This window comes from Paraburkholderia phenoliruptrix (genome assembly GCF_902859825.1).
Lineage (GTDB): Bacteria > Pseudomonadota > Gammaproteobacteria > Burkholderiales > Burkholderiaceae > Paraburkholderia > Paraburkholderia phenoliruptrix.
Map to the genome: position 1 here is coordinate 183,538 of NZ_CADIKB010000009.1, position 11,742 is coordinate 195,279.

Below are 11,742 nucleotides of genomic sequence, written 5' to 3' on the forward strand. Positions count from 1 at the left end.
GACAGCCCGAACGGCTGTATCGACGAGGCTTCATGGTTGCCGGCTCGCTGAGCGGCTAAGATCAGGCGGTTATCGACTAATGAGCGGGCGCCGCCAACTGACTCGCCGCGCGCGCAAGTCGCGTGACTTCGTCCCAGTTCTGCGCGGCCAGCGCCGCTTTCGGCGTAAGCCACGAGCCGCCCACGCACACCACGTTCGGCAGCGACAGGAAATGCGTGGCGGTTTCCGCGGTGATGCCACCCGTCGGGCAGAATTTCAGCGTCGGGAACGGACCGTGGAAAGCTTGCAGCATCGGCACGCCGCCCGCTTGCTGGGCCGGGAAGAATTTCACGATCTCATAGCCCAGTTCGAGCGCGGTGATGATGTCGGTCGGCGTCATCACGCCCGGCAACAGCGGCAGGCCGGCGTCCTGTGCGGCCTTGTGCATGTCTTTCGTGAGGCCCGGCGAGACGCCGAACTGCGCGCCCGCTTTCTTCGCCTGAGCGCAGTGCTCCGGTTTCGTGATCGTGCCGACGCCGACCACGATGTCTTCGGCCAACTGACTCGCGCGTTCGATGGCCTCGAGCCCGGCCGCCGTGCGCAGCGTAATTTCCAGCACCTTCACGCCGCCGGCATGCAATGCGCGCGACACATGTTCGCCCTGTTCGACCGAATCGAACGCGAGCACCGGAATCACCGGACCGAGGCGGACGATCTCGCTTACTGTTTTCGACGTCATAGTGACACTCCTTGTTTCTGCCAGTTGCCGTTGGATTTTCGGTCGCAAGGGCGGGTTGATCTGGCTGCCCAGTCGGGCTGCTCCGTTGGACTGCTTACGGCGCGCGATTAGCCGGCCTGAGTCGTGCTCGTACTACGTGCTTCGCCATGTTGAACCGCGGCCCTTGCAGCGGCCGCCGCGTGCGCGCCGTGCTCGCCGTGAGAGGCCGGACGCTCGCCGACCATCGGCCCGAACACCGACGCGCCCTGCTCCGCCGGCGCGGCCGCCGCGCGGAACACGCCGAACAGCTCGCGCCCGAAACCGACTTCGTTTTCCGCCTGATTGAACGGCACGGCGTTCGGCCGCGCGGCCCACTCGGCTGCGTCGATCTCGATGTCGAGCACGCCGGCTTCGGCATCAATCACGAGCATGTCGCCGGTGCGCACCTTGCCGATCGGCCCGTGCAGCAGCGCTTCCGGCGACAGATGAATCACCGCCGGCACCTTACCCGACGCGCCCGACATGCGGCCGTCCGTGACGAGCGCAACATGGAAACCCTGATCCTGCAACACGCCGAGCAGCGGCGTCAAACGATGCAGCTCGGGCATGCCGTTTGCGCGCGCGCCCTGAAAACGCACGACCGCAATGAAGTCGCGCTTGAGTTCGCCGTTGTCAAACGCTTCCTGCACGGCTTCCTGCGAGTCGAACACGATGGCCGGCGCCTTCACCTTGCGATGCTGTTGCGCAACCGCCGAAATCTTGATCACGCCGCGCCCCAGCTTGCCCTGCATCAGACGCAAACCGCCGTCCGGCTGAAACGGCTCGCCGATGCCGCGCAGCACCGCCGTGTCGCCGCTCGCTTCGGCGCCCGCTACCCATTGCAGCTTGCCGTCGATCAGCTTCGGCTCTTCCGTGTAGCGGCTCAGTCCCTTGCCGACGACCGTGTTGACGTCTTCGTGCAGCAAGCCGCCTTCCAGCAGATTGCGGACCAGGAACGCGACGCCGCCTGCTGCGTGGAAATGGTTCACGTCGGCTTTACCGTTCGGATAGATCTTCGCAAGGAGCGGCACGGCTTGCGAGAGCGTGTCGAAGTCGTCCCAGTCGATCACGATGCCCGCCGCGCGCGCAATCGCCACCAGGTGCAGCGTGTGATTGGTCGAGCCGCCCGTCGCGAGCAAGGCGACGATACCGTTGACGATCGCCTTCTCGTCGATCACATGGCCGATCGGCATGTAGTTGCCGCGCTCGACCGTCAGATCGAGCACGCGGCGCGCGGCCTGCGCGGTCAGCGCGTCGCGCAAGGGCGTATGCGGATGCACGAACGCCGAGCCCGGCAGATGCAGGCCCATGATTTCCATCAGCATCTGATTGCTGTTCGCCGTGCCGTAGAACGTGCACGTGCCGTGGCCGTGGTACGCGGCAGCTTCGGCTTCGAGCAGCGCGTCGCGGCCGCATTGGCCGGTGGCGAACTGCTGGCGGGTCTTGGCTTTGTCGTCGTTGGAAAGGCCGCTCGTCATCGGGCCGGCCGGCACGAAGATGGTCGGCAGATGGCCGAATTGCAGCGCGCCGATCAGGAGGCCCGGCACGATCTTGTCGCAAATGCCGAGGCACAGCGCCGCATCGAACATGTTGTGGGTGAGCGCGACCGCCGTGCTCATCGCGATCACTTCGCGCGAGAAGAGCGACAGTTCCATGCCCGCGTTGCCTTGCGTGATGCCGTCGCACATGGCCGGCACGCCGCCCGCAAATTGCGCGACCCCGCCGTTTTCGCGCGCGGCCTGTTTGATGATGTCCGGGTAGCTTTTGTACGGCGCGTGGGCCGACAGCATCTCGTTATAGGAGGACACGATGCCGATGTTCGGCTCGCGAATCTGCTTGATGACGAGCTTGTCGTTGCCCTCCAGACCCGCGAAACCGTGGGCCAGGTTGGCGCATGAAAGCGCGCCGCGCGCCGGAAAGCGGCCCTGCGCCTGATGGATGCGGGACAGATACGCCTCACGAGTCGGCTTACTGCGTTCGATCACGCGCTGCGTGACTTTCAACAATTGCGAATGCGGGGAAACCATCGGAGCTCCTTCGTCGCTGGCGGCAGGTCGGGTCGCGCTATGCCAGGTGGTATCGCGGGGTCGTCGGGTGAAACCGACGACGGCCATGTTAGTAGAAAAACTACATCATCGCAATCGGATTTCCTGCTGCGGCGCCGCATCGCATTGGCCGGCGAAACGCTTTACTGGCGGCACGTCAAGGCTAATACGCCCGAACTTAGGGATAACACCTACTGCGGATATGTAGTTTTTGTACCTTACTGGCAATCAGCTATAGTCCACGGATTCTTCAGCATAGTGCGAGTTTTCCAATGATGCTGTCCCAAGTCGAAGAGATGCGCGAACAATTGCGCCCGTCGGAGCGCAAGCTGGCCGACTATGTGATCGAGGCGCCGCGCGAGGTGCTCGACCTCTCGATGACCGAAGTCGCGGCGCGCGCGGGCGTGAGCCAGCCGACCATCGCGCGGTTTTGTCATGCGCTCGGCTTTTCGGGGTTTCGCGAGTTCAAGATCCGGCTTGCGCAGGGCATCGCCACCGAAGTGCCGGCCGTCTATCGCGACGTGCGCCCCGACGAACCCGCGCCCGGCGTGGCCGCGAAGGTGTTCGACCGGACCATCGGCGCGCTGATCCAGGTGCGCAACACGCTCTCCTCGGACAGCGTGGCGGCCGCCATCGACGTGCTCGCGCAAGCGAAGCGGATCGAGTTTTACGGCGCGGGCGGCTCCGGCATCGCCGCGCTGGACATGCAGCACAAGTTTTTCCGGCTCGGCATGCCGAGCGTCGCCTATTCCGATCCGCACACGTTTCTGATGTCGGCGGCGATGTTGGGCGAAGGCGACGTCGTGGTCGCGATTTCGAATACGGGGCGCACGCGCGATATTGTCGATGCGGCGAAATCCGCGGTGGCGGGCGGCGCCAAGGTGATCGCGATCACGCACGGCAATTCGCCGCTCGCACGGGTCGCCTCGGTTGGACTGTTTGCGAATGTCGACGAAGACACGGACATTTTTTCGCCGATGACCTCACGCACGTCGCACCTCGCGATCGCCGACATTCTGGCTGTCGGCGTCGCGCTGCAACGCGGGCCGGATCTCGCTGAAAAACTGGCCGGCGCAAAGGACCTGATCGCGCGGCGCCGGATCGGGCCGGAAGGGTAAGCGCCCGGTGAGTCTCACGCGGCCCATTGCGCCGCGCCGCTTTGAAATATCAAAAAGGGAAGCGGAAAGCGAAACGGCAACAACGAAACGGGCTCCTTGCGGAGCCCGTTTCATGTGTGCTGCGGATTGTGAGACCGGTACGGCTCTTAGAGATCCATGCCGTCGGCATTCACCGCCGTCAGCAAGTGCCCGCGAATGCGCGCCACCACCGGTGACCAATCCGCGCCTGGCGGTCTGCGGAACAGGCGCATAGTCGGATACCACGGACTGTCGTCGCGCGTGTAGTGCCAGCGCCAGTCGCCGAAGAACGGCAGCATCAGCCACGTCGGTTTGCCCATGGCGGCTGCCACGTGCGCGACGGACGTGTCGACGGTCAACACGACGTCCAGCGCGGCAATCGCGTTGGCGGTCTCGTCCATGCTGTTCAGCGACGCGCCCACGTCGTGGAAGTTCGGCAGACGCTTCGCGTAGTCCGCGGCTTCGTCGGCGCCCGCGCCTTTTTGCAGACTGAAGAACTCGACGCCCTCCACGTTGAAAAGGTCGTCCAGCACCGAGAGCGACGGCAACGAGCGCTGCTTGTCGTTCTCATGCGTCGGCGCGCCCTTGAAGGCGAGCCCGACCTTGAGCTTGCCTTTGCTTTCGACGAGCGCCGGAAACGCGGTCGTTCCGGGCGCATGCAGGAAAGGCACCGACGGCGGCAGCGCTTCGAGATCGAGCGCCAGGTAAGCGGGAATCGCGTGCGGAAACACCCAATAGTCGTGCGGCGGCAACGCCGCAGCCTGCGCGACGCTGAACACCGCGTCCGCCTCGCCGGAGCGCTCGAACAGCGTGACGAGCGGCGCCTGGCAAACCACCGAGACGCGCGCGGCGCCGCAGCGCTCGCGAAGCATCCGCGCGAAACGCAGGAAGAAAATTTCATCGCCGAGACCGAACTCGCTCCAGATCACAATCGACTTGCCTTCGAGCGGCTCACCCGTCCAGGCCGGAATCGCGGCGGGCGGCTGCGCGGTCGTGCGACGCTGCCAGCCGAACTTGCCCATCCATGATTCGCGGATGCGGAAGCCCTCCTGCAGCTTGCCGCGCGCAATGGTGTGCAGCGCGTGATACAGCCTCGGCAGATGCTGGTCCGGCAGACGTTCGACGCATTGCGCCCACAGGCCGTCGATGGGTTCGAGCAAGTCCCAGCGCAGCCACGCGAGCATCGCGCCGTGGTACACGTCGAAGCGATACGGGTACGACTTGAGCACGGCCTGCCACGCGCGCAGGCTTTCGTCTGCGTCGCGCGCCTTGGACGCGGCGTCCATCATTTCGCGCGCGCCCGGCACCGCGCGCTTGCGCAGCACGATCTCGATTGCGCATTCGGCAAGGCCGCGCGCCGTCTGGTCGACGTTCGCGCGCCGCTCGTCGTAGTTGTCGCGCACCAGCGCGACGCGCTCGCACGAAGCAATCGACGAAAACGCGCACACCATGTCCAGCACGTTGACCGAGCCGGGCAGCGCTTTTTGCGGCTTGCAGATCGTGAAGCTGACCTTGTGCTCGCGATTGAACGGGCTCGGCCATCTGCCCTTCTCGTACAGATCCTCGTCCGGCACGGTGAGGATAGCGTAGCCGCCGGGCTTCAGCAGCTCGAGCCACCGCGCGAGCGCCTGGTAGGGATTCGCGAGGTGCTCGAGGCAATGGCTCGAATGCACGAAGTCGAACGACGCGTCTGGCGCGCCCGCCATGCGCAGCGCGTCGCCCTGCGGCTTGTCCCACGACAGGATGTCGGTGACGCGCGGGAAAACATGCGCGTGCGCGCTGAGCGGATCGTCTCCGGCGCCGATGTCGATGCCCTTGCCCACGAAATAATGCTGCTGGAAAGCGGGATCGCGCGCGCGGCGCATGGCGGATTTGCTGGTTTCGTTCATGCTGTCCTCACTGCGCCTTCAGTTTGTCCTCGAGCAACGCCTGCATGCGCTCGCCGAGAATTTCCGGACGTCCCTGGAAGATCAGCTTTTCGATGGCCTTCGGGCCTGCCAGCGACGCGCTGAGTTTGCGGCGCTCCTGCGCGTTTTCGATCAGGCGCAGTGCTGCGGCCTTGTATTCGTCGTTGGTTTTCGTGATGGTCCACTCGGGGAAACCAAGGCGGCGGAACATGCCTTCGTCGATATGTTCATGCACTTCGCGGCCGGTCTTGCAGATGCCGACGAGCCCCGCCCATACCGTATCGACAATGCCGTTCGTATTACCGAACGGGAACGGATTCAGGAACATGTCGCAGCCCGCAATCACGTTCATGTAACCGGCGTAGCCCTGATGCTTGTGCACGACCGCGTTCTTGCCGATCAGGCGGCGAATCAGATTGCGCACCTGCGGGAACACGAGACCCGTCGCCTGGCCGACGAGGAAGTGGAATTCGACCGGCACGCTCGCCTCCGGAGCAATCGCGGCACAGGTGTTGAGAAAACCGGGGTTTAGCTTGATCGTCGTGCCGGCCACCGCGATCTTCAGCACGTTCGACGGCGCCTTTTCCTTCGGCAGATCCAGTTCGAGCATGGCAGCCGGCGCGCGATACGGCATGCCGTCGGAAGGCAGCTTCAGCAGCTTCTCGCTAAAGCAGGCTTCGTCGCCCACGTAGTCTTCTTCGACGACGACGTAATCCATCGCGTGGCCGTGCGTCGTGGCCGGATGCCCCAGCGCCATGAGTTGCAGCGGCGCGACGCGCAAACACGCGAGCACCATCGTGATCGGGAACATGCCGACGCTGGGCATGTACATCATCTGCGCGTTGCGGGCTTCGCTCGTGTCGCGCACGTGCCGTGCGGCCTCCCACACGTTGCCGCCTTGCAGGGCAATGAACTCGTGGAAGACGGCCTTGCCGGCGTCGTCGACGCGGCCGTCGTAGCCCATACCCACCAGATGGAACTTGTCGCGCATCGCGACGAGCGTTTGCGAGTGCGTGCGGTAGATCGAGTGGTTCTTCGAGAACCATTCGAGCACGACCAGCAGCACGGGCTTCTCGCCCTCGACTTTTACGGCCGGCCGCGTGACGTCATGAATGCCGAGCTCTCCGAGCTTGCGGCGGATGAGCGCGTTGATCGGCTTCTTGATGTCGTGCTTGGCGGCCATGTCCGCATAGCTGCAATGCATGTAGACGTCGTGCAGCACGCCCATCGGCAGCGAATCGATGCTCTCGATCTGCTCGAGTCGCTCCGGCAGCCAGCGCAACAGCAGTTCGCGTTTCTGATGCGCCGACGGCGTGCCGAGAAAGCGCGACGACATGATGGTCATGGCAAGCGACGCCGCCTTGGTCTTGTCGAAGTTCCACAGCGCGTCCCAATCGAGACGAACTTCCGACTCCGGCAAATAGAAGAGCTGGAACTTGCGGATTTCGCTGTTGCGCAACTCGATCGCATTGCGCGCGAGCTCGTCGACGCCGAGCGACCGCAGAATGTGATCGGCGTTGCGGAACGGGCTCGCCGCGAACATGGCGGCCAGCCAGCGCTGGAACAACGCCGTGCGGGCAATGCCGGCGTCCGAGAAGGTGAACTTCGGATCCGTGACGAGACTCGTGATCGCCGAGGTGAGACGCGCAAGCAGATGATCGTCCATGATGTCCTGCGCTTCGTTGGACTGCGCCCACACGTCCACATCCATCAGGACACCATAGTGCTGGTCGATCTTGTTGAGCAGTTGCAGCAGCTCGCGGCTCGCTTTTTCGTGTTCGCGGCGATAACAAAGGTATTCGAACTTGTTGATGCTGAATTTCATGACTCTCTCCGGGAGAAATAACGTAGTGCTGACGACTGGTTGATCGGCGCGGTGCGCGCCAAGAAAATGCTTAGTGCTTCCAGGTGACCGACATCCAGTACTGCAGCGGCTTCTTGCCGGGCTCGACCCAGGAAGCCGATGAAAATCCATAGGGTTTGGAGACCGACGCCGAGACGGTCGCGCCGACCGGCGTGAGCCAGTCCACGCTCGCGCCGTAGCCGGCGAGCGTGCGCGTGTTCGTGACCCCGGGCACACCAACGTAGCTCTTTTCCCAGTCCTTCCAGGGCGAGTGATTCACGCGGCCGATAGCGAAGTCGGAGAACAGGCCCAGTTGAAGCTGGTGGCCCGTCGCAATGGGAAAGCGCTGGTACAGGCCGGCGTTGATGACGACGCCCTCGTCGAACGACACTTCGTCGGCGCGGTAGGCGCGCACCGCGTCGGGGCCGCCCGCGGCGAGCTTCGCGCTCGCGTCGAGGTTGCGGCTAGCCAGTTGCGAATTGACGCGGCCCGTCAAAAAGAGATTGCCGCTGCGTGTGAGCGCGTACGTGCCGAAGCCGAAGCCGGTGAGCTTGGCGTAGTTGCCGGCGCGTTGCGGACCGGCGTCGAGCGCGGCGTCGTCGTTGCGCTGGTGACCGAGCGTCAACGCGGCCTGTCCGCTCAGAATATTCGTGCGCAGTTGCTGAGGACGATCGCCGTTGTCGGCCTGCACTGAGAGGCGCACGGAGTCGAGCGTGCTGTGCGTCGCGAAGCCGTAGTCTTTGTAGGTCGTGGCCGCCTGACTGTGCAGGAGCGATGCGCCGCCCCAGACATTGGCGTCGAGGCCTCGCAGGAACGGGTACGCGACGCCGGCCTGACCCGTGGTAGCGACGCCGGCAACCGGCGTCCCCGCGTTGATCGAGTACTGCTGGCGCGTGATGCCGCCCGTCATGCGCAGACCGTCGTCGAAGATCGGCACGCTGCCGGTGAGCGAGCCCGTCCACATCTTCTTGTCGGTGCCGAGCAGCGTGAACGCGTAGCTCTCGCCGGCGCCGAAGTAGTTGTTGCCCGACGCGGTCACACCGAAGCGATAGGCGCCCGTCGACTCGATACCCTGGTTGTCGAGAATGAGGTCCGCCTGCATCGGCTTGCCTTTCTCGGCGATGCTGAACACCACGTCGATGTCACCCACGGCGGCGCCGGGAGCAAATTGCGGCGCCTTCTCGATGGCGACGCCCGGCAGATCCTGAAGCAATTGCGTGGCGCGTTCGAGGCGCCGCATATTGAGCACGCAAGCGCCCGTGGCCGAATCGTTGCCGCACATCGCGTGAGAGACGAGACGCTGCAGGCGGGCGTCGTCGACGCGCGACTTGTTCTGCACGGCGATTTTGCCGATCCGACCCGGAAAGACCGAGAACACCGGTTCGGCGCCCTTCTGCGCGGCGCGCCAGTTGTCGTCGGTCATCAGCACGTGAGCGACGGGAAAACCGCCTTGACGCAGCGCGACAGTCAGACGGTCGGACCAGCGGTTGACGTCGTCGAGGTTCGCCGGCGCGCTGCCGAGCGTTGCCGCCGCGTCACGCAACAGCTTGAGCATGACTGCCTCGTCGCGGCTGCCCGCGGGAACGACCTTGAATGAAACGGCGGCCTGGGCGGCCGGGAGACTGGAACTGACAGTTGCGACAGGCTCCGCGTGAGCAGCTCCCGCCATCAATACCGGCAACACCCACAGGGCGTGAGCGATCTGCCGATTTACTTCGTTTTTACGCCACAACATCGAATTAACCTTGCACCCAGATTAAATACCATGGCGCCACGATTGCGGATTTTTCTGCCGAAACTGCGCGCCCCACATATAAGAGATTACGAGTCCGGAATTCGGAAACGAATAGGACTATTCCAAAAATGCTCTTAGATTTTGGCGTGGGGTCGCGGTGCGCGATGGTCTTGGGCGGTCATGTGTTTGCACTTTTTTGGAAACCGGCCTATTCTTTCCGGTTAGTAAATAGGAATAGTCTTAATTCATTGAATATGCCTCTTAGTTCTTTTACGATGGGTTGCTTTTGAGAGCCGCATTCGTTCCAATTCGATGTTCAATCAATCTCTCAAGAGAAAATGAAAAAGGGCGATGCCCATGGCACCGCCCTGTATTAGCGAAACATTGACCACTTCAGCCGGCCGTCCCGACCTGCGACGACCGGCCTGCCGATGCCTCGCCACACCTCATGCTGTCGCGCGAGGTGCGGCCCGGTGTCAGGCGGGTCCGCCCACCGTGGCGCCAGCCATACCGCCGACGGGTGCAACGCCCATCTTCAGCCAGCCGTGCGACTTGACCACGTACGCCTCACCGTCCTTCACACCGCTTTCCGTGTAGAAGTACTCATGCGTGCGCATGTTCACGGAGAGATCCGCCTTCGTCTTCTGCTGCGGATCTTCGTACGTGAAGTGCTTCACGCCTTCGGCTCCGTCGCGATACGTCAGATGGCGGTTCAGCGCGCCGGCATGCGTGAGCAACTGCGCATCGGCGGAGTTCGTCGTCATGTCGACCGTGACGTGCTCGAGCTCGGCATCGGTCCAGAACACCGGGTCGCCAGCTTCGAGCGTCAGCGCCTGCTCGGCCTCCAGGTACCAATGCGCCGACGCCATATCGCCCATGAAGTAGGCTGCTGCGCCGCCCACACCGATCGCGCCGATGAGGCCGGCCGCCACGCCGCCGCTGCCGCCACCGGAGCCGTCAAGCGAAGGCGTGACGTCGGTGTTGGTGCCGCCATTGGCACCGTTGCCGCCGTTGCCACCATTGCCGCCGTTGTCCGGAGGCGTATTGCCGCCGTTGTCGATCGGGCTGTTGTCGCCGCCGTTGGTGCCTCCGTTGTCGGCGCCGTTCGTACCACCGTTGTCGGCGCCGTTCGTACCACCGTTGTCGGTACCGTTGGTACCGCCGTTACCGCCCGGCGTCACGATGTTGCCGTTGTCGATGATGACGATCGTCGCGTTGTCCGTGGTGTTCACGTCACCGTCGATGATCGTGCCATTGCCGTTCGTCGAATTGCCCGAGATCTCGCCGCTGGCGTTGCCGGACATGTTGATCGAACCATTGGGATCGACGATCAGGCCTGTGCCGTTGGTCGAATCGCCGCTGATGTTGATCGTGCCGTTGTCAGTCACGTTCACCGAGCCGTTGATCTCCGTGCCCGTGCCGTTGGTCGAATCACCCGAGATGTTCGTCGAGCCGTTGCCGGAGATGTTGATCGAACCGTTCGGATCGACGATCACGCCCGTGCCGTTGGTCGAGTTACCACTGATATTGGTCGTGCCGTTGTCCGTGGTGTTGATCGAACCATTGATATCGGTGCCGGTGCCATTGGTCGAATCACCGCTGATATTGGTCGAGCCATTACCCGAGGTGTTGATCGAACCATTCGGATCGACGATCACGCCCGTACCGTTGGTCGAGTTACCACTGATGTTGGTCGTGCCGTTGTCCGTCGTGTTGATCGAGCCATTGATATCGGTGCCGGTACCATTGGTCGAATCGCCCGAGATATTGGTCGAGCCATTCCCAGACGTATTGATCGAACCATTCGGATCGACGATCACGCCCGTGCCGTTGGTCGAGTTACCACTGATATTGGTCGTGCCGTTGTCCGTGGTGTTGATCGAGCCATTGATATCGGTGCCGGTGCCATTGGTCGAATCACCGCTGATATTGGTCGAGCCGTTACCCGAGGTATTGATCGAGCCATTCGGATCGACGATCACGCCCGTACCGTTGGTCGAGTTACCACTGAGGTTCGTCGTGCCGTTATCCGTGGTGTTGATCGAACCATTGATATCCGTGCCGGTGCCATTGGTCGAATCACCGCTGATATTGGTCGAGCCGTTACCCGAGGTGTTGATCGAACCATTCGGATCGACGATCACGCCCGTACCGTTGGTCGAGTTACCACTGATATTGGTCGTGCCGTTGTCCGTGGTGTTGATCGAACCATTGATATCGGTGCCCGTACCATTGGTCGAATCGCCGCTGATATTGGTCGAGCCGTTACCCGAGGTATTGATCGAGCCATTCGGATCGACGATCACGCCCGTACCGTTGGTCGAGTTACCACTGATGTTG

General features: G+C 63.1%; 7 protein-coding genes. 1 reads left to right on the forward strand and 6 read right to left on the reverse strand.

What is annotated here, in order from left to right; all coding sequences use genetic code 11:
- Positions 1-76: 76 nt before the first annotated feature.
- A complete protein-coding gene (gene eda / locus HV711_RS12920; RefSeq protein WP_013589598.1) occupies positions 77-718 on the reverse strand; it encodes a bifunctional 4-hydroxy-2-oxoglutarate aldolase/2-dehydro-3-deoxy-phosphogluconate aldolase in 642 nt (213 codons plus the stop codon).
- Positions 719-825: 107 nt separating this feature from the next.
- A complete protein-coding gene (gene edd, locus HV711_RS12925) occupies positions 826-2,763 on the reverse strand; it encodes a phosphogluconate dehydratase (protein ID WP_035485181.1) in 1,938 nt (645 codons plus the stop codon).
- Between the two features lie 290 nt (positions 2,764-3,053).
- Here edd and HV711_RS12930 point away from each other — a divergent pair, with 290 nt between their 5' ends.
- On the forward strand, positions 3,054-3,899 hold the full coding sequence (locus HV711_RS12930; protein WP_035485184.1) for a MurR/RpiR family transcriptional regulator: 846 nt from the start codon (positions 3,054-3,056) through the stop codon (positions 3,897-3,899).
- A 146-nt stretch (positions 3,900-4,045) separates the two neighbouring features.
- Here the strand turns inward: HV711_RS12930 and HV711_RS12935 are convergent, their stop codons facing one another.
- The 4 genes from HV711_RS12935 to HV711_RS12950 all read right to left on the reverse strand — a co-directional run.
- Positions 4,046-5,806, reverse strand: coding sequence for a methyltransferase domain-containing protein (locus tag HV711_RS12935; protein WP_035485186.1), 1,761 nt, complete (start codon positions 5,804-5,806; stop codon positions 4,046-4,048).
- A gap of 7 nt (positions 5,807-5,813) precedes the next feature.
- Positions 5,814-7,649 (reverse strand): peptide transporter, encoded by a 1,836-nt coding sequence (locus HV711_RS12940; RefSeq protein WP_035485189.1) that lies wholly within the window; start codon positions 7,647-7,649, stop codon positions 5,814-5,816.
- A 70-nt stretch (positions 7,650-7,719) separates the two neighbouring features.
- On the reverse strand, positions 7,720-9,402 hold the full coding sequence (locus HV711_RS12945; RefSeq protein WP_035485192.1) for a ShlB/FhaC/HecB family hemolysin secretion/activation protein: 1,683 nt from the start codon (positions 9,400-9,402) through the stop codon (positions 7,720-7,722).
- A 476-nt stretch (positions 9,403-9,878) separates the two neighbouring features.
- Positions 9,879-11,742: beta strand repeat-containing protein (locus tag HV711_RS12950; RefSeq protein ID WP_217468970.1), on the reverse strand; the 1,864-nt coding region annotated here is incomplete at its 5' end.

What these genes read in the sequence shown, in the direction of transcription:
- HV711_RS12940 (WP_035485189.1), bottom strand. Translation starts at nt 7,649, where the DNA reads ATGAAATTCAGCATCAACAAGTTCGAATACCTTTGTTATCGCCGCGAA.
- eda (WP_013589598.1), bottom strand. Translation starts at nt 718, where the DNA reads ATGACGTCGAAAACAGTAAGCGAGATCGTCCGCCTCGGTCCGGTGATT.
- HV711_RS12930 (WP_035485184.1), top strand. Translation starts at nt 3,054, where the DNA reads ATGATGCTGTCCCAAGTCGAAGAGATGCGCGAACAATTGCGCCCGTCG.
- HV711_RS12945 (WP_035485192.1), bottom strand. Translation starts at nt 9,402, where the DNA reads ATGTTGTGGCGTAAAAACGAAGTAAATCGGCAGATCGCTCACGCCCTG.
- edd (WP_035485181.1), bottom strand. Translation starts at nt 2,763, where the DNA reads ATGGTTTCCCCGCATTCGCAATTGTTGAAAGTCACGCAGCGCGTGATC.
- HV711_RS12935 (WP_035485186.1), bottom strand. Translation starts at nt 5,806, where the DNA reads ATGAACGAAACCAGCAAATCCGCCATGCGCCGCGCGCGCGATCCCGCT.